The organism is Zooshikella sp. RANM57 (genome assembly GCF_050749885.1).
Lineage (GTDB): Bacteria > Pseudomonadota > Gammaproteobacteria > Pseudomonadales > Zooshikellaceae > Zooshikella.
The window spans coordinates 1-20,045 of sequence record NZ_JBOIUB010000011.1; the positions used below are offsets into that span (position 1 = coordinate 1).

General features: G+C 37.2%; 19 protein-coding genes and 2 tRNA genes. All 21 read left to right on the forward strand.

Annotated elements, in window-relative coordinates:
- Positions 1–417: 417 nt before the first annotated feature.
- The 21 genes from ACQ96U_RS20025 (at position 418) to ACQ96U_RS20125 (ending at position 20,043) form a co-directional block, all read left to right on the forward strand.
- Positions 418–494, forward strand: a tRNA-Ile gene (locus ACQ96U_RS20025).
- Positions 495–1,645: 1,151 nt separating this feature from the next.
- Positions 1,646–1,722: transfer RNA gene (locus tag ACQ96U_RS20030), tRNA-Leu, on the forward strand.
- Between the two features lie 98 nt (positions 1,723–1,820).
- Positions 1,821–2,120: a hypothetical protein gene (locus tag ACQ96U_RS20035; protein ID WP_431723043.1), complete on the forward strand. Its 300-nt coding sequence runs from the start codon at positions 1,821–1,823 to the stop codon at positions 2,118–2,120.
- Between the two features lie 40 nt (positions 2,121–2,160).
- Complete coding sequence (locus ACQ96U_RS20040; RefSeq protein WP_431723044.1) at positions 2,161–2,718, forward strand: HNH endonuclease; 558 nt, start codon at positions 2,161–2,163, stop codon at positions 2,716–2,718.
- Positions 2,719–2,829: 111 nt separating this feature from the next.
- Complete coding sequence (locus ACQ96U_RS20045; RefSeq protein WP_431723045.1) at positions 2,830–3,876, forward strand: RNA ligase (ATP); 1,047 nt, start codon at positions 2,830–2,832, stop codon at positions 3,874–3,876.
- Between the two features lie 106 nt (positions 3,877–3,982).
- Entirely contained in the window at positions 3,983–4,870 is an 888-nt protein-coding gene (locus ACQ96U_RS20050) for a hypothetical protein (RefSeq protein ID WP_431723046.1), read from the forward strand.
- 746 nt (positions 4,871–5,616) lie between these two features.
- Positions 5,617–5,781, forward strand: coding sequence for a hypothetical protein (locus tag ACQ96U_RS20055; RefSeq protein ID WP_431723047.1), 165 nt, complete (start codon positions 5,617–5,619; stop codon positions 5,779–5,781).
- Positions 5,782–5,872: 91 nt separating this feature from the next.
- Positions 5,873–6,037 (forward strand): hypothetical protein, encoded by a 165-nt coding sequence (locus ACQ96U_RS20060; protein WP_431723048.1) that lies wholly within the window; start codon positions 5,873–5,875, stop codon positions 6,035–6,037.
- Positions 6,038–6,126: 89 nt separating this feature from the next.
- A complete protein-coding gene (locus ACQ96U_RS20065) occupies positions 6,127–6,282 on the forward strand; it encodes a hypothetical protein (protein WP_431723049.1) in 156 nt (51 codons plus the stop codon).
- A 200-nt stretch (positions 6,283–6,482) separates the two neighbouring features.
- Positions 6,483–7,502 (forward strand): grasp-with-spasm system ATP-grasp peptide maturase, encoded by a 1,020-nt coding sequence (gene gwsG / locus ACQ96U_RS20070; protein WP_431723050.1) that lies wholly within the window; start codon positions 6,483–6,485, stop codon positions 7,500–7,502.
- Positions 7,499–7,738, forward strand: coding sequence for a hypothetical protein (locus ACQ96U_RS20075; protein ID WP_431723051.1), 240 nt, complete (start codon positions 7,499–7,501; stop codon positions 7,736–7,738). Before gwsG ends, ACQ96U_RS20075 begins: the two co-directional genes overlap by 4 nt.
- A 4-nt stretch (positions 7,739–7,742) precedes the next feature.
- Positions 7,743–8,801, forward strand: coding sequence for a grasp-with-spasm system SPASM domain peptide maturase (gwsS, locus tag ACQ96U_RS20080; RefSeq protein ID WP_431723052.1), 1,059 nt, complete (start codon positions 7,743–7,745; stop codon positions 8,799–8,801).
- A gap of 81 nt (positions 8,802–8,882) precedes the next feature.
- Positions 8,883–9,749: a hypothetical protein gene (locus tag ACQ96U_RS20085; RefSeq protein WP_431723053.1), complete on the forward strand. Its 867-nt coding sequence runs from the start codon at positions 8,883–8,885 to the stop codon at positions 9,747–9,749.
- A gap of 15 nt (positions 9,750–9,764) precedes the next feature.
- A complete protein-coding gene (locus ACQ96U_RS20090) occupies positions 9,765–11,030 on the forward strand; it encodes an HlyD family secretion protein (RefSeq protein ID WP_431723054.1) in 1,266 nt (421 codons plus the stop codon).
- Between the two features lie 84 nt (positions 11,031–11,114).
- Positions 11,115–13,256: a peptidase domain-containing ABC transporter gene (locus tag ACQ96U_RS20095; RefSeq protein WP_431723055.1), complete on the forward strand. Its 2,142-nt coding sequence runs from the start codon at positions 11,115–11,117 to the stop codon at positions 13,254–13,256.
- A gap of 395 nt (positions 13,257–13,651) precedes the next feature.
- A complete protein-coding gene (locus ACQ96U_RS20100; RefSeq protein ID WP_431723056.1) occupies positions 13,652–15,694 on the forward strand; it encodes a type VI secretion system Vgr family protein in 2,043 nt (680 codons plus the stop codon).
- Between the two features lie 3 nt (positions 15,695–15,697).
- Positions 15,698–16,612, forward strand: coding sequence for a DUF4123 domain-containing protein (locus tag ACQ96U_RS20105; protein WP_431723057.1), 915 nt, complete (start codon positions 15,698–15,700; stop codon positions 16,610–16,612).
- A gap of 14 nt (positions 16,613–16,626) precedes the next feature.
- Positions 16,627–18,606 (forward strand): lipase family protein, encoded by a 1,980-nt coding sequence (locus ACQ96U_RS20110; RefSeq protein ID WP_431723058.1) that lies wholly within the window; start codon positions 16,627–16,629, stop codon positions 18,604–18,606.
- Positions 18,590–19,315, forward strand: coding sequence for a hypothetical protein (locus ACQ96U_RS20115; RefSeq protein WP_431723059.1), 726 nt, complete (start codon positions 18,590–18,592; stop codon positions 19,313–19,315). Before ACQ96U_RS20110 ends, ACQ96U_RS20115 begins: the two co-directional genes overlap by 17 nt.
- A gap of 5 nt (positions 19,316–19,320) precedes the next feature.
- Positions 19,321–19,668, forward strand: coding sequence for a hypothetical protein (locus tag ACQ96U_RS20120; RefSeq protein ID WP_431723060.1), 348 nt, complete (start codon positions 19,321–19,323; stop codon positions 19,666–19,668).
- A gap of 42 nt (positions 19,669–19,710) precedes the next feature.
- Positions 19,711–20,043, forward strand: coding sequence for a hypothetical protein (locus ACQ96U_RS20125; RefSeq protein WP_431723061.1), 333 nt, complete (start codon positions 19,711–19,713; stop codon positions 20,041–20,043).
- Positions 20,044–20,045 lie beyond the last annotated feature (2 nt).

Genomic DNA, 20,045 nt, shown 5'->3' on the forward strand with positions numbered 1-20,045 from the left:
TCAACATTTAATGAGAAAACTTTTTGACAAGTTAGGGTTAAGCTTAAGCATTCAAAAAGTCGCTCAAGTGTATGAACAGCTGAGCGACTATGGGGCTATGGCTGGGTAAAAGTGTCTACAGTATTGCACAACACTTGCTTAACTTAAAAAAAAGTAAAATACTCATACACTCGACAGCCTGAAAAAATTTAGCTCAAGTCAGAAGGGTTAAATATGTTATTGTGAATTTAAATCTTCTATTCGCCCCTCCTCTCACAAATTCCCTATGTGCATTAGAAGATGCGCAAGAATACTTACAAGCAGAAGCATTTCTGACAATATCGTCGATCACTTTTTAACCAGAATTCAAACAACAGCACACATAAAAAACCAGTAGCATTCTTGAAAATGATCGCGTATAATCCGTGACCCTGTTAGGGGCCCTTAGCTCAGTTGGTCAGAGCAACCGACTCATAATCGGTTGGTCGCTGGTTCAAGTCCAGCAGGGCCCACCATATTCCGTCTTACATCATCACCAAGAAGCTACATTGATTGAGCAAAGCCACCGCTTACTCTTGGTCTCTCAATTTATTCCCTTTACCTTATATCCTTTCAGTTACCAACGCTTTAACGCCTGTTGTTTTTCCTGAACTTTGATATTTTGCAATAAATACCCAGCATACTCATCAACAAGTCACTTAATCTAACAAGTAACTCATTAAGTGTTTCCCTCTCATTAACTGACAACGCATTCTGCTCTTACGACATAACGCGTATTAAATCAAGCGATTATATGTTGCATTTCCTGCTTATCACTCTATAATGCCGGCAAACCATATTTTGAGAAAACGATGATTCACTTACATTCACAGCAAGGTAATTTATATAGTTGGACGCCGGGGATAGATATTTCCCTGGAGAAACTCGTGCGTCCCTATATTGCCTGCTAAGAATGTAATATCTGGTAGGCAATAAGCCTTCCAGATATCGTTTACTTACACCATACGAAAACCCGGAAGGCTAACTTAGCTTTTCGGGTTTTTTTTCGCCCGTAGAAAATGATTTTGAGTTGTTCGTTTGATTAGTTTAATGGCTTGAGCCTTCACCATATTGGCGAAACGGGAGAATTATACCTCCCTTCTTGGCTCACCAATGTAAAGAAACAAGAGATAAAGGAAAAAAATTTTAGTGACGTTTAGATCGATTTTATATAGATGATTAGCTTATTTTAACTGGTAGAGAAATTATGAATTATTGTCATTTTTTCTCCGAGATCCCCTGTCTCAAATATTGCATTTTTTAGCGATAGGTATGCACTCATCCTTAAGAAATAACACGTTAAAATAAAGCATATAACCCAAACGAATATGCAGATAAAATCTAACTAAATTCACGCTTGCAAAAAAACAAATCGACAAGTATCGTTTAAAACGATTCGCAAACACGAGCAAATATACCCATATTAAAGGGTTTAAAAATTATTCGTGTAGAGTACTGAAGATAAATATTTAGCTTATTCATCAATCGTACTCATGAATTAATAGAAATAAATCTCTATCACTATTAAATTTCGAGGGTACACAGAAGAGACGTGGTGACTCTAGCGTGCTGTAAACACGTGGCGAAAGCTTTGGTGGTTCGACTCCATCTACCCTCATCAGTTAATGCCCAGCTAGCCCAATTGGCAGAGGCACCTGACTTAGAATCAGGAGGTTCCCAGTTCGAATCTGGGGCTGGGTACCAATTTATTAAAAAATTTGCGCAGCTGGTACCGTGCTGACTCTTCAAACCAGATCATGGCAGAGCTGATAATACTAGCGTTTTCAAAGGAGGAAAATACGGTGCGAGTAGCTGTGAGTAAACGCGGCAACTATAACGCTGATATTTATTGCAGTGATAGTCATTCCGCAAAAAAAATATTAAAGGAAAATAGAGTTTCTATTCTGGCCATAGATTTTTACCTAAATGGCCGACACAACGGAAAAACTATTTTGGCATGGGCCAAAGAAAAAAACTTACTCCCACAATTTGTGGTGGTTACAGAAAATGATCGCGATAAACGTGTCTTGCTAGCGTTAGAGCTCACAAAGGGTGGTTATCGTACCGCAGATGGTACAACTTTTATTAAAGGGCACCTCTAACTATACCCTCCCCGAAGGGTATAAATTAAGAGTAGTTAACATGAGTAGAGTACTACGACTGGACCTTTCGGGCACACCAACCTCTTGGCTTTCTTGCGAAGATGCGGCCGTGCTCTATGTCAAAGAGTTGGTCAAATGGGAACTGGGCAAAAAAAACGTCATTATGTTAGGTGGTATTAACCGAATAAGTGGCGAACAATCTTTTTTAGAAATTAGCCCTGTCATTGCAACAAAAGGTGATATAAACCACCGGCGTCGAACAACAGGATTTAACAACCAAATGCTGTTTCGTCGGGATAACTACCAGTGTATGTATTGTGGTATTCAATATACGCATGTGGATTTAACACGAGATCATATTATTCCTCGTTCAAAAGGTGGTAAAGATATCTGGGAAAACGTTGTGGCGGCATGTCGCCGATGCAATCAATTCAAAGCCGATAGAACACCTGAAGAAGCTAGTATGGAACTGTTAGCAGTGCCCTTTCGACCAAATATTTTCGAGTCGATGTTCCTTGCGCAACGTACTGTGCTTGCTGATCAAATGGAATATTTAGAGAGGCAATTTTCAGGAAATAGAGATTGGAAAGCCGCTTAATTGGCGGCTTTGTCTTGACCATAGAAACCATATAGTTGAAGGCAAATACTCTATAAAAGGAAAGTATTGGGGTAATTAGATGAGATAAAGCGCCCCCAATAAGGAAGTAATATGCGTAAACTAGTCACAGTAAGAAAAGTGGATGCAATTTCCCCCATACCCAATGCAGATGCCATTGAATGCGCAACCGTTGAAGGTTGGACGGTAGTTATTAAAAAAAATGAATTTTCTGTCAACGATCCATGTGTGTTCTTTGAAATTGATTCTTTTTTGCCTATAGAAGACGAACGTTTTTCATTTCTTGCAAAAAATAAAATTACTTGGCAAGAAAAGGAAGGTATTCGTTTAAGAACCCTGAAATTACGAGGACAACTGTCCCAAGGATTAATTTTACCATTAGCTGCTTTTCCAGAAATTATGGCACAAATTGATGGGGCTGAGTTGGCCGATATTCGTGATCACGATTTTAGTGGCCTACTGAATATTGAAAAATGGGAGGCACCCGTTCCTGCATGTCTGATGGGAGAAGTGCATGGTGGATTTCCAGGCTTTATTCGCAAAACGGATCAAGAGCGGATACAAAATTTACCTGACGTGTTTGTAAATGAGTTGAATAGTCTATTTGAAGTCACAGTAAAACTTGATGGATCAAGTATGACTGTATTCCACAATGATAGTGAGATAGGTGTTTGCGGTCGCAACTGGTGGCTAAAAGAAACACCTGAGAATTCTCTATGGAAAGTGGCACGCGCTTCAAGATTAATTGATTCACTGAGCCTTCTAGGTAAAAACATTGCACTGCAAGGTGAACTTATTGGCGAAGGGATTCAAGGAAACCCTGAAAAACTTAAAGGCCAAGCATTCTACGTATTTGATGCCTACGATATCGATGCACAATGCTATCTTGGTCATTATGAGCGCCACCTAATAATGGATGAGCTACGAGCGTACGGGGCACAACTTGAGCAAGTTCCTCATGTTGCAATCGATAATCTCAGAAATATGGGTAGTGATTTAGCAACATTACTAAGTATGGCTGATGGACCTTCATTAAATCCCAATACGCGGCGTGAAGGTTTAGTGTTTAAGAAGATAAATGGACAACTTTCATTTAAAGTTATCTCAAACTATTACCTTCTTAAATATAGTAATAAATAGATATAGGGTGAACTTTCGCCCTATACCTATATTATTCTACCGTTTGTTAGCAAAATCGGCGACAATATAAACATCCTTAATTAATTTAACTGAACCGTAAAACAGGATGTCAACGCCAATACTCAATTCGACTGTACAGTGGGAAGCAGAACTGCAAGCCTTAGTAAAAAAGCATTTTGCTGAAGCGCAGCAACGTGTTGATGTAGTGTATGCCGATCACTTTGCCTCCTTTCGCCGTGTCCTTCACCGTCACTGGCAACACCGCAAAGATATCCCCCGCGACTTAGCAACAATTCCTCGAGCCACATGGCGTTTAGCTAAACGGTTAACCGGTCGTCATACAGAAAAGCCATTCACCCTAAGCCAGAAAGAGATAGCAATCAGTCAAATACTGATTAATGAACTGCTTGATCTACCCTCTTTAGAACAATTAATCATCGCGCATATCACTAGGCACCCAAACGTAAACCCCGAAGACTGGCAAGAACTCAGGAGCCTTATTGACGCCTATACGCCAGAACAAGCTCAGCAACACCTTCAACAGGCGCTTAGTCGATTAACTTTAAGTCATGAAGGTAGCCGGGATATGGCTATCTTTTTTACCTTAGGACTTATTGGTCGATCTTTTAGCGATAAATTAGTATTTGGTAGTGCGCTCGGCGTAGGGTCTGCGGCAGCCACCAGTTTATATATCAGCCAACAGTCTTATTGGGGCGCACTATGGGCTAAATGGGCCGGTGTTCCTACCTGGATATCTGTGGGCGGCGCTGTCAGTGGAGCAGTCGTTTTACTCGCAGCAACACCACTTATAGCGCCATTAACTGAATATGGTGTAAATAAATTCCGCGCAAAAAAATTTCTCCACGAAGTCATTACCCGGGTAGAAAACAGCATCTTACAAACTAAACCGGATGCCACCAGTATCATTGCTCATATTGGTACTTATATACAGCTGCTGCCGGACTTACTTACAGCCTTACGGGCAATCCGTTGAATTTTTCGATTCCCATCATGAAAAGAGCAAATCTGCTACTGTATGAACTACGGTAGCTACTTTAATTTATATATAGCACTGCTGAGCAACTCCATTAATAAGAGATTTAAGTGGTGGTCATTATTTCCCACCCCATAAATTAAGCCTATATAACCGCCACTGCTATTTTATTTACTACAGTTTTTTTAATAAACAGATCTTTTTATCGAATCATAGAAAACAGCATAGCAAATATTCCAAAAAAGAATATTATTTATTCCACACATAAAAGCATGATAATAAAACCCCATTACTGATGCATCAGCAAAAGTTTATTCAACAAGCATAGCAATAAAACTATAGTAACTCACAAATCAAAAAAACCATATCCATACGTATTTTTCCGAAATAAAAAACTTAAACGATACACCAAGCTATAACTAATCTTTCAAACTTACCATTATACTTTGGTCTAATTGACAATTATTTTTAACGTTAACAAAGCAGTTCAAAACCAGCTAATACAACATAATATTTTAAATATTATAACCTAAGAAACATGTAAACCTAACAATACACTATAAAGATTAAAAACCACAAAACACTGCTACCGCCAAGCTAAACAACCCATAAAAACAAAATAACACATACAAATACTGACGTATTTTTAAGAGAAAATAATTTAAGCATTGACAATCATCACAATAAAAATATAAATTCAACTTGCGCGCATCTCATAACAAACAAAAATATAGCAAGGAATAAATATGAAAAGCATAAATGAAAAGGCTTTCAAAGAACTTGATGCTAAAGAAATTGAGTTAGTTGCAGGTGGAAGTGGAACCTCCGAAAAAACAGCTGAAGCTTACTCAACTATGAAACCAAATGGTGGAACAACGACTGACTGGAAAGTGGATTTCCGCTGGGATTAATTTTCATAATTAGCTTATACAAGATATTGGATTACCTGCTATGGGTAATTCATCATACGTACGCTTAATAATTCAAAATAAGGAATAAAAAATGAAAAGCATAAATGAAAAGGCTTTCAGAGAACTTGATGCTAAAGAAGTAGAACTAGTAGCGGGTGGAAGTGGAACCTCTGAAAGAGTTATGGAAGCTTACTCAACGATGAAGCCAAACGGTGGCACAACGACTGACTGGCGAGTTAAGTTCCGTTGGGATTAATAGTTATAGCTGAATAGTACTATATGTATAATTAATAATTATAGATAACATACTATTCACACTCAAATAACTGCAAATAAGGAATAAAAATGAAAAGTATTAATGATAATAAGTTCCACGAACTTACCCAGGAAGAAATAAAAACAGTAGCTGGTGGTGGCACAACATACCGAGAAGCGGTTATTGAAAGTACACAACCAGGCAATAAGCCAGATGTTGTTTTCCGTGTCAAAATTGATTTCTAGCATTTAAATAAGCACAAAATCAATACGACAAAATACCCAAAGTGTTTTAATATTTGAATTGATTTTTATAGGATGAATACCCTTTGTTATAGGTGTACTTTAGAACCTCTAAAAGTAAACTTTTTTGTTCAAAGAATTTAACCTATTAATTTTAAGCAGAAAGTAATTCACTTTGGGGTTTTACTTACTGGAGTATTACATTGTCCGTTATAATAACACACTCAGATAATGATATATCCACAGATGAAGTCATGGCTTGGTTATATTACAAAGGCAACTCACCAAAAAGGATAAAAGGTGATGATTTTAGAACAAAGCCATTTTCTGTGATATTAAAGAGTGGTAAACGAAATGTAAAAACCTCTCTCAATGGTAAACTTGAAAATAATAGCGAAACAAATCCAGATAATGCTTTTTGGTTCAGACGGTGGTTTGACTTTAGTGGAAATATAACAGACTTCGCTAATAGTGAGCTAGATAGCCATGAAAAGCTAAAATTAGCAGTAATAACACATCACCATTTGAGACAAGAACGATTAACATTAGATGATTGGCTCCACAGTTATCTTTCAAGTAAAGAAATGTCACTAAATAAAGGCTTTATTGAAGTCAATAAACTTCAAGTGCTTGATCTTGCAGACAACTTAAACTTGCACATACCTGATACATTAATAACCAACGACAGGCAAGAAGTAAAACAATTTCTTAATGAAAAAGGTAGAATAATAACCAAACCAATCAGTGATGCATTTCTTTATATTGATAATAAAAATGGTTCCTACGTCAGTTATACAGAAGAAGTTACTGAAGATGCTATTGATTTATTACCAGAAAAAATTGGTACTTCTCTATTCCAAGAACTTATCGAAAAACAATTTGAACTCAGAATTTTTTATTTAGATGGTTCGTTCTATCCAATGACTATTTTTTCACAGAAAAATTCTCAGACGAAAATTGACTTTAGGCAGTATGATAAAGTTAAGCCTAATAGAAGTACACCTTTTAAGCTACCCTATGAAGTTGAAGAAAAATTACAGTGTTTACTTGACGAACTCAAGTTGAAAACAGCTTCTGTTGATATGATCTATACCAAAGATAATCGCTATGTTTTCCTTGAAGTCAACCCCGTTGGGCAATTTGGCATGGTATCAAAACCCTGTAACTACCATTTAGAAGAAAAAATTGCTGACCATATCATATCAATGGATAAATCAATATGAAGAAACAGGATTTAACGAAAGCACTTCAACAACTTTATAATGAAGATCAGGCCGTTAAGCTGCCTACACCCTATTACTTCATGAAATATGCTAAAGCGCCTGATAACAGCCAAAGACTACATACCATAAGGCATGCAAAATGCTTAAAATACAATACCGATAATATGCTTTGCTATCCATTCGAAAAACACATCACACGATTTTGCAGCTTCAATAGCGATCAATTTGAGAAGTAATTTCATGATTTACAATACACCCACAAGTCACTGTTTTCTGACCCTGTATTCATCAATACAACTGGTTAAAGGTTATTCTCGTTCATTATTGATTGATCTAGAACGTTATAAAATGAGGCTAGTACCTAATGAGTTTAATGACTTTATTAATAACTGTAAAATAGAACCAGTTCTTACCGTACTGCAAAAGTATGAACAAGACGATCAAGTTATTATAAAAGAATACCTGGATTTTATTATTGAACATGAATTTGGTTTTTATACTGATAAACCAGAGTGTTTTCCTGACTTAGATTTAACATGGAAATCACCAAGCTATATTACTAATGCCGTCATTGATGTAAACAAAGACTCTCATCATGACTACAGCCATATGATCAACATTTTGGAGAGCTTAGGCTGTCAGGCAATTGACTTAAGGGTTTTCGATAACATTCATTTTGATTTAATAGATGATTTCTTAAGCCTGTCAGATAACAGCTGTATTAGAAATATTAACATATGTATACCTTATGCTACCTGGAAAAACCGCAAAGCAAATAAGGACTATTTCTTAGATCATCCAAGAATTAATACATTTATAGTCCATAAATCACCAAAAAATAAAATCAAGGAAAACGAATACGACAATAGAAAAATCATTTTCCTTAAGAAAGGCATAACGTCTGCGAACTGTTGCGGTTATGTTTCTGAAAACCTTATGATTGGTAATATGTCTCTCTTCACGGAATCACAACAACATAACTCATGCTTAAATAGAAAGCTATCTATCGATGTCAATGGACAAGTGAATAACTGTAACGTTAGAAAAGAGAATTACGGAGAATATGACAAAATTGATGTTGTTGACTTAGTCAAAAATAATAAGTCTTTTTCATCGCTATGGCAAATCACTAAAGATCAAATATCAGTTTGTCAAGACTGTGAATTTAGATATGTCTGCGTTGACTGTAGAGGCCTGATTAGTGATGACCAAAATATCTACTCTAAACCCAAACGATGTAACTATAATCCTTATAAAGCCGAGTGGGAACCGGAACCTATCAATGTTATAGGTCACTAAATAATGGACAGTTTAAGATCATTCAAATATTACAGTTTTTTCATACTGTCCATACTTATAAGCGGATGTAGCACAAAAAACATGAAATTCGATAATGAAGTCTGCATCAATCATGTGCCAAAAATGCAGTTTAGCTTATTAGAACATATCAGAACGGCTGCATTTTCTGCTAAATCAAACAACAACTATCATAAATGTGCTACGTTATATAAGCTTGCGGCACAGCAGAACAATAACCCTAACAGCGCATCTGACTTATATAATTCTGCGATATGTTTTAACAACCAGGGAAATGTAAAGCAGGCATTAGATATATTAACAGAATCAATACACATGGGGTTTCATGATGTAAAGCAATTGAAAAATGATTTCCCAAATATAATTAATAACGCGCAATACCCACAACTACTTACCAAAACCGAATCAAATAAGAAGCTATATTTAAAACAAGTCAATAATACACTTTTAGCGCTTTATGAGTCTGATCAAGATGATAGACAACAGTCAAGCGTGTCTAAGCATCCAGATCAGCAAACCATTGCAGCCTGGAATAAAATATCGGAACGAGATCAACAACGTACAAAACGTGTTATAGCGATAACGAAACAAGATATTTTATCAACGGCTGATGACTATTATCATGCAGCAATGGTTCTCCAACACAGCCAATCAACTGAGGGTTATTATTTAGCCCATCAGCTTTGCCTCAATGCATTAAAAATTAATCCACACCACGATAAAGCACGCTATTTAGCGGCAGCTTCTCTCGACCGCTATTTAATTGGACAACACTGTCCACAACTATTTGGTACACAATATGTTATTGAAGATGGTCACTTCTACCAGCAGCCCTCTCAATCAATGTCAAAAGACTTAAAATTATACTGGCGAGTACCCTCAGAAAAAAACTATCGCGAGCAAATTAATAAACTATTAAAAACCAAATAGCATTATATTTAAACTATGCCTAATCCAACAAAGAATTCACTGTTTAGAGCTGAGGTCTATGAAAAACTTCATCATAATTTTGGCAAAATACTGATTATAAGACCTATCTCTTTTTCAGTTTATGTCATTTTTATTATACTATTCCTAGCTATCTTGATTTGTTATTTAAGCTGGGGAACCTATCGAAAGATAGAAGTCGTTTCCGGTGTACTAGAGCCATCTAAAGGAATCAGTGAAATCTTCGGTGTTAGAAATGGCGTAGTAGATCATATTAATGTGACTGAAGGACAACTTGTACAAAAAGGTCAACCGCTTGTTCTCGTAAAAACTGATAGACAAACAGCCGCGGGTAATGTAGATCAAGAACTCATCACCCAGATTGAAGAACGTTACAGATTGCTAACCAATCAAATTTCAAAAAGTTATCATATACTAGAGCTTGAAAAAGAACGTCTTAAACAAAAGAAAATAAATACCGATGTTGAATTAGAACATCTATCAAAGCAAATTAAACTTAGAAAAGAACAAAAAAATTCCTTAGCAAAAGATGTTTTAGCCTATTCAAATCTTTACAAACGAGGACAAATATCTGAAAGTAATTATAAAAATATTCTCAATAAGAAAAGAGAGCTTGAGATTAATCTTCATATTGACCAACGTGAGCTAGGTCGCTTACAAATGGAGCTTAACGAAGATACAAAAGCCTCCCAGCAAAAAGAACTTGAAATTGAAAACACTATATTTAAGCTCAGTGAGGAACAACTGTCTTTAAAACAACAGTTAATTGAAACCAAGTCCCAAAAAGGCTATATAATAAAATCACCCGTTTCTGGGCAGGTGAGTGCACTGCTTGCTAAAGTTGGTCAACACGTTGATACTGAAAGTTTATTACTCACAATATTACCAGCTCACAGCGAATTAATCGCAGAATTATATATTCCGAGTCGGTCTATTGGTTTTACTCACCCAGGACAGAAAGTACTTATTCAGTATGATGCCTTTCCATATCAGAAATTTGGACATCATGAAGGTGAAATAACGGCTATTTCACACACAATCTTACAGCCTAAATATTTAAATACGTCGATCAATATCAACGAGCCTGTTTATAAAGTCAGTGTTAAATTAGGCAAACAGTCTATCGATGCGTTTGGTAGCCAATATAATCTACAACCCGGTATGCAACTAATGGGAAGTATATTAGGTCAACAAACTACTATTCTTGGTTGGATATTTGAGCCAATTTATAGTTTACGAAAGCAATCATTATTTATCGAATAGGTCATTATTCAAAGCATATTGAGTTTTAAATCTCAATAACTGATCCATGCATTACAATAAGTATTAAATAAGATGATCAATACAATGGATACACTTGGCGCACGTTTTTCTAAAAAGCTTCCTGTTATATTTCAAAGTGAAAGTTCAGAGTGTGGTTTGGCTTGTGTATGTATGGTCGCCAACTACCATGGGTATAAGATCGACTTACTTACCTTAAGACAAAAGTGTAATATTAGTCTCAAAGGTGCAAATCTATCCCAAATCATTAAAATCAGTGATCAACTAAAATTAAACTCCAGAGCTATTCGGATTGAACTGGAAGACCTAAAGGAAATAGCAACACCCTGTATTCTACATTGGAAAATGTGCCACTTTGTCGTCCTTAAGGCGGCAAAAAAATCGCATGTTGTGATCCATGACCCTGCGATGGGTGAACTACGGTTAAGCTGGGAACAAGTTTCAGAAGCCTTCACAGGTGTAGCATTAGAACTTTCACCATCAAGAAGTTTTGAAAAAGTAGACAAGCGACTTCATCTAAGTTTAGCGGCGTTTCTTAAAAATATTACGGGTATCAAACGAAGTTTATTTCAAATTTTTCTCCTAGCCATTGCTATTCAAATATTTTCACTTGTCTTACCTTATTTTACCCAAGTTGTTGTTGATAGTGTTGTTGTCAATAAAGACAAAGAGCTACTATTTGTGTTGGGAATTGGCTTTCTACTATTAACCTTTGTAAAAGTTTTAACCAATGCACTCCGCTCCTGGTTAATTGTTTATTTACGAAGTGTATTGGGTATACAGCTACTATCCAATTTTTTTCGCCATTTAATGCGTTTACCACTTAACTGGTTCGAAAAACGCCATGTCGGGGACGTACTTTCTCGTTTCGGTTCTTTAGATAAAATCAACCACCTCTTAAGCACAGGATTTATAGAAGGCATTGTTGATGGCTTAATGGCGCTAATCACGTTAGTGATGATGCTCATTTACAGTATACCACTTACGTGTATAACACTTGCATCAGTTGGTATTTATTTTATTTTTAGGCTTGCCATCTATCGCTTGTTGATTGAACGTACTGAGGAAAGTATTCAATTTGCTGCGAATGAAGACTCAATTTTCTTAGAAAGTGTTCGAGCAATTCAAGCTATTAAAATTTCAAATCACGAATCAACCCGACAATCTACTTGGCGAAATGCTTATGCAGACTGGCTTAATGCCGATATTCGTTTATCCAAGCTCACTATCTCCAGTGATACTACTTACGACCTGCTGGCAGGTATTGAATATATCTTATTGGTTTGGGTTGCTGCGCTTATTATCATGAATAATGAATTCTCAATAGGTATGCTGTATGCTTTTTTTGCTTATCAAAATCAATTCTCATCATGCTCACAAACCTTCATCAATAAATTTTTTGAATATAAAATGATTTCACTTCACCTTCAACGCGTTTCAGAAGTAATCTTAACGGATGAAGAAAAACATTTAGAGTCTAGTTCAGCGATAAGTACTGAAATTCAAGGGAAAATTGAGCTTCATAATATTGCCTTTAAATACAGCGAGGAAGACCCTTTCTTATTCAAAACGCTCAATATAACAATCAATGCCGGTGAATGTGTCGCTATTGTTGCCCCCTCTGGTTATGGAAAAACAACGTTGATGAAAATCATGATGGGTTTGTTAGAACCCACTGAAGGCCAAATTACCATAGATGGTATCGATATCAAGCAGTTTGGCATGCGGAACTATCGCGATACCATTTCAGCCGTCATGCAAAATGATGTCTTACTGTCAGGTTCCGTCGCTCAAAATATTAGCCTGTTTTGCCCCGAGCTTGATATGAATCATGTGCTTGAGTGCGCAGAACAAGCAAAAATAGCTGAAGATATTCTGAATATGCCAATGGGATTTAATACCCTTGTTGGCGACATGGGTAGCACGTTATCCGGAGGACAAATGCAACGCGTATTAATCGCTCGAGCATTATACAGCCAACCAAAAGTGTTATTCTTAGATGAAGCAACCAGCCACCTTGATAAAAAATCAGAGCAGTTTGTTAATGATGCATTAAAACAATTAGACATGACCAGAATCATTATTGCCCATCGTGAAGAAACCATAAAAATGGCAGATCGCATTATTGATTTACAAGCCCTTGTCACTCAAAAAAATGGTGACCAAGTCACTCCTAATCAAAGCCAACCTGAAACACAAGCGGTCTAGTTGACCGCATAGAAAAATCATCTATTGTTTTAGCATTAAAACTATTTTCTAAAACCCATTTCTCCAAAGTCTGAATAACGCCCTTCAAGTATACTGTTCTTTTACCCTATGATGCTACACAGTGTATTTATAGAAATAGTCAGTAGAAATACCCTTCGCAAATAAATTTTAGGCTTCGTCATCATCACACGATGGCGTCGCAAAAAATAGAGATTATCAATTACCCCTTAAACGCCAAAACACATCAGCAGCCTTCTCTTAAACTTTCAAGTTCAAGTAAAGCGTTACGATCTTAACCTAATCTGTTACATATCGTAGCCTTGTGATGTACATTGCTAAGTCCTTGCAGCCTTTGAAATACAATAGCGTCCAGTTATTTCTTGTAAGGCGATGTCATGAAGTTGGGTGCTAATCGTAGTGTATTTCTGTTGGAGATCACTGGTTGCCATGCTGAGTTAATGGTAACGGAGGTCAATGGTATTGAAGGGATTTCAGACCCTTACAGTATTGAAATATCCTTAGTCAGTCGTCATCCCGAGCTGGGTAATTTGAATCTTATTCGCAAGCCTGCTTGTATCACTATTCGTGGCGAAGAAGAGGACCGAATAATTCATGGCATGGTCGCTTCATTAACAGAAGCCAGTCCTGATAACCGTTATACTGGATACCACGTAAAAATAGTCCCTAAACTATGGTTTCTTCAATACCGAGAAGACTGTCGTACTTATCAAAAACTCACAGTGCCTGAAATTGTTGAGCAGGTTCTCATCCGAGCAGAGCTGCAAAAAAGCATCGACTTTGAGTTTCAACTCACTGAAGACTATGAAAAAGAAACCTATATAGTTCAATTTAACGAATCTGACTTAAATTTTATTGCCCGCCTGCTGGAAAAAGAAGGTATTTTTTATTACTTCGAGCATACTGCGAACAGCCACAAGCTTATTTTTGTAGACCGTAATGAAAGTCTGAAGCCTATTGTGGGTGATACGCTGAGTTTTCACATGAAAACCGGCATGGTACCTGATGGTGATTGTCTGGACTCGGTGAAATGCAGTAACAACCGAACCATCGGTAAAGTGGTGATGCGGGATTACAACTTCCATAAACCACGGTTAAACCTTGAGGTTGAGCATACGCTTGGTGAGGAAAATGCCGTTGAGCATATTTACCCTGGTAATTATAAGACGGTAGAAGCAGGTCAGCGTTATGCCCGTATTCGCTGTGAAATGCATCAAGTCAAAAAGACCATCGCCACCGTAGGTGGTACTTATCGTACGATGATTCCTGGCTATACGGCAGCCATCGTAGATCACCCAGTTAAAGATGTGAATAAAACATACATTATTACTCAAGTAGTGCATGAAGGTCGGCAACCTCAAGGCTCTGATGAGTATGCCGTGGGTGATGGCGCGTATTATCGTTCGCGAGGGATCTTCATACCCAAAACAACCGTTTATCGTCCTCAACCACGACATAAAGCCCCTAAAATGCCTGGCAAACAGACCGCAATTGTTACGGGACCTGCGGGTGAAGAAATCTACACCGATGAATATGGGCGTGTAAAAGTCCAATTCAAATGGGATCGAGAAGGCAAGCAAAATGAAAATTCTTCCCGCTGGGTTAGGGTTATGCAAACCTGGGCGGGTGATCGTTGGGGTAGTATGGTGATCCCCCGCATAGGTCAGGAAGTCACCATTGATTACTTAAATGGCGATGTGAACCACCCATTAGTGACTGGTGTTGTCTACCATGGCAGGCATCAAACACCGTATAAACTTCCGGATCATAAAACCCGCTCTGGCTTTAAAACCAATTCATCCCCTGGTGGTGGTGGCTTTAATGAGTTCACCTTTGAAGATAAAAAGGATCAGGAAGTCATCATGGTCACTGCGGAAAAAGACCTGGATGTCCGCATTAAAAATGATCGCCGTGAACATATTGTGGGCAATAATACGGTTACAGTTTACCAACATGATTTCAAGCACATTATAAAAGACCAACATATCAAAGTAGATCAAAATCACGAACGAGGAATTAAAGGCGACTTTCATGAGACTGTAATGGAAACCCGCCACTTGCAGGTTGATGGAGAACACCGGACTGAAGCCAAAGACATGAATTTTAAATCCGGACAAAAAATATTACTTGAGTCAGATACCGAAGTAACCTTTGTCGCTGGTGGTAGTTCGATCACGGTCAATCAGGAAGGGGTATTTATTGATGGTAAAACCATCCATGTCCAAGGACCAGGACTCCCCACACCAGTCAATATCATTACGCCTGAGCGACCAGCGCTTGCTGAAGAGGCTGATCGGGCAAAATCAGGCAAACCTTCTGAAAATCTGGCAGATAAAAAATTATGTCCCAGTCAGGCAGATGCGCTTTCTGCAGCCCAACAAGCTAAAAGCCCTATTTGCAAAATTTGTAATGAGAAGTAAGTCATGACAGACATAATTCAAACGATGCCCTTTGACCATCTGCCCCCCATTATTTATGAATGGCAACGTCGTGATTTAACCATTTATTTGCTGGCTGATGGTATTCATCCCCCTGATTTTTTACCTGTTTATATGAAATTAACGGCAGGCGAGCGGTATGAAAATTTATATCAAAATACGCCATTTTATGATGCTGTTGCTTTAAAAAGCCCCTATCTCATCCAGGTAGAAGATAAGCGCCTTATTCATGGTTTAATACAAGAATGGGATCGAGATGGTATGTGGATCATGGCAACCCCTGCCCCTTTTGAACAAGTCATGCAACATTGGCAAAGTTTGATTACAGCCAAAAATACCACAGGTGAAGAAGTATTGTTTCGCTTTTTTAATGGTGAAATTATGCGGCAGTACCTGTCTGCCTGTACAGAAGAAGAAATACGTTACTTTATGGGCCCTGTCCCTTATGCCATTTTCCCTACTCAAGAAAACATTATTCATGTCTTTAACCCGGCTATCGCCGGTCAAGCAATGCCAGTTGATCATTTGGTTGAGCAATACCAACCTTTGCCACGCCCCTGGTGGCAATTTACTGACAATCATGCACAAGCATTTCAAATACAAGGGCTAAAGATACAAGTCACCAATTTATCACAACATGTGTGGGCGAATTTCCCCAAACAAGCGCAACACATTGCTGAACAGGATGGACCACTCGAGTGTTTTTTAGTGAGAAGAATCGCTGCCGCTGAAAAATTAGGCCTATCAGAAGATGCCCATGTCACGCAGTTTATTGAACAAAGTGTCGTGATGGGGGAAGGGTTTGAAAATGAAGCGACATTTAAGTCGTTAATCAATAGATACCCGTCAAAACCAGGCGAAATGTTAAACGCTTTTGCAAAGCATATTAAAACAGCTTAAGGCAGTTGCAACTGATGGCTAATAATCCTTCTTCCAGCACTACATTACAGTGTCCAAAATTAGGTAGTATACGCATTAAACTGATCGACCCTGATCGCCAACCCTATACAGGTATCACACTACAGTTAATACCAAGTAGTGGTGGCAGTACCGTTTTTGTGAATGATAATGGTAAGTATGACGCCAGCAAGGGCACGGCTGCGGGTCATTCAGCAACGACCGACAGTAATGGTGAAGCTTTTTTTGAGCTACCACTGGGTCAATATTCACTCAAAGTCACAAATCAAGACGATCTCATTAATCAAGCAGAACAACACCCCAAACCACCCGTTGACCCAAATACCACAACTAAGACAGCAGCATATCAATACGCAAAGGGAAATAATGGTATATTCCGTCAAATGCGTCTGGGCGAGCTGGTGACGACTAATGAGTTACCTAAATACCATAAAGTTGATGGTAAACAAAAAACAGCGTTCTTTTACCCCTTTGCAGAAGAACAACTTTATGTTGTCGAAATCTACCCTTTACGGGCTTATGTGCCAGCCCTATCCCACACTGAACAGTATTGTGACTTAAATGCCTATAATTTAGGCTTATTTGCTACAATGTCGTATGCTAAGTTTCCTACTGAGCAGTCTATTAAAATAGGCTATGCACAAGAAAATGAACCGACTACCGTTAAATATATTGTTGAACAGGAGTGGGCTGAATTAAAACAACCCTTGCAAACAGCAGAAATATCAGGCGCAAGATGCCCCTGGGTACTGATTGACGTACCCTACTCTGAACGGTTTCAAACAACTGATGAATGTGCCACTTTTGCTTCAAATATTATTACCCTCACCCCAGAGGAATCCCAAGAGGAAAAAGGGGCAGAATTACAGGCATATATAGTGCATAACCCCAAACAATGTGTCATTTTTGTTAGAGGAACAGATCCTGTCGCAAACTGGTTCACTGACTTTAATGCTGAACAGGTTGATTTTAAACATCCCTTAACGGGACAGTTAATTGGCAAGGTCCATTTAGGTTTTTATACAGGATTTAGAAAACTGTTTGACGGTTTAATTGACACAATAAAAAAGCATGCTAATAAAAAATTATATATAAGTGGTCATAGTTTAGGGGGCGCCATGGCAACAATGTTTGCTGCCAGTTTGTCAGAAAATAACCCTCTACTATATACCTATGGCTCACCCAGGCCTGGTTCACAATCGTTCATCAGCGTATTTGATAATAAACGGGATATATATAAACATAAAAATAAACAAAATGCAGATGTATCATCGAATACAGGCAACGAATTTACTCATCATCGTATTGTCAACCACAGAGACCCTGTTACTTCAGTACCATGTAGTTGGATGGATACCAATTGGAAACACGCTTCAGCCTCAGGTTTAATATTAAAATCAGTCAATGTCTATTTAGGAATTATATTTGTAATATATTCATTAAGAAATGAATCTGAAGATGAATATGTACATCATGGCAATCTACGCTTTATATTACCTGTTGAAATACCAGGACAAAGTAAGTCACCTCTAATGATACCATTATATTCAAGAGGATTAGCTGATGCCGGGTTTGTTAAAGGATTAATTGATAAGGGTGAAGATATGCCCAACATTAATTTTCTGAATAAAATAGCTCATGCGTTTGACCATACCATGAAAAACTATATGTTAAATATAAAATCAATTTTCAAGCAAAATTACCAACAAATGGACACCGCTATCAGCGATAATGAAAAGGCAGTTTTAAAAGCGTTCGATCAACATATAGCCGATTTTGATAGTATATGGAACAGTGCCTGGAATACCATTACAAGAGATAAAGAAGCAGCAATAGAAGTAAAAAATAAACTTCAACAGTTTTTTCGAAAATATACTTTTCCATCAGATGTATTAGGACAAGAAAACCATACTCAAATCGTCAACGCTATAAGTACTCACCTTTTTTCTGAGAAACCCTATGGCTATGAAAACTAGAATTAATCGATTGTATACACTATTTATAAGTGCACTGCTAACAACAAGTTGCACCATTGGACCAACAGGTGTACTTGAAAAATCAATACGTTCCTTTGATAAAGAGGAAGGAATGGTTACAATCTCAGGCATCATGCCTAAAGAATTTACCACCATTAACTTTCGAAGTAGCTTTTATACAAAAAGTAAGCCTTGTTTAAAAACAAGTGATATAACTAAAAATGGTTATGATAATTACCGTGAGATGTGGTACAACTACAAACCTAAAATAGACAGCAAGAGTCAATACTCTATCTCTATCCCAACAAAAATTAACAGCACACTATGTGACTGGCACTCAGCTAGTATTAAAATTATTGGTTATCATTATGATAATCCTAAACAAAAAATATCGTCAGAGCATCCAATCAAAATTGCAAATATATTATTTATTAATGAGAAATCAGAAAAAAGGTATCACCTTCCTTTAAGGTTAACTCATTCTATTCAATGTAGAAAATACATAACGACTCAGGATGCTTGGTATAGTGTATCAATAGACTGCCCTTACTTTAATAAAAAATTAGATATCGATAATGATATGGGATATGTTATCTTTACTCACGAAAATCACCTTAAAGATAATCTTCATTTCAAAATCAATATACATCTATCCAATGATATTCAAACAATAGACTGGGAAAAAGAAAGAAAAGAGCATGGTTTTTGATTGCTATGGCATATAAACTAAGTAAATACACAATACAAACGCTAATAACGATACATATGCTTACTGGCTGCAATATTGGACCAACTGGTGTACTTGAGAAGTCAATACGCACTTTTGATAAAGAGGAAGGTATTGTTACTATTTCAGGTAAAATGCCTAAAGAGTTTAAGAAAGTTGTTTTCAAAAATAGTTTTCTAACCAAAAGTTCAGCATGTTTGAAAAGTAGCGATATTAAAAACAATAGCTATGATAATTACCGAGAGATCTGGTATAACCACACCCCAAAAATAGACAGCAACGGCCAATACTCTATCTCAATTCCAACCAAAATTAATAGCACATTATGTGAATAGCATCCTACTGGCATTAATATAATTGGTTATCATTCTGATGATATGAATAATAAAATCTCATCTGACACTCCAATAAAAATTTCAGAATTAGTTTTCATCACCAACAACTCTGACCCCAAGTATAATACTCCTCTAAAACTAAATCATAAAATTCAGTGTAGAAAATATAAATCAATTCGTGCTGCTTGGGACGAAGTCTTTATTGATTGCCCCTATTATAACAAAGCACTAAATATTGATAATGACAGAGGGTATGTCATTTATACACATAAAAAATATCTAAAAGACAATTTACATTTCAAGATTGATATTAGTTTAACAAGAGAAATAATAAAACTAGATAAGGTACAAGAAAGAAAAGAACATGGTTTTTGATT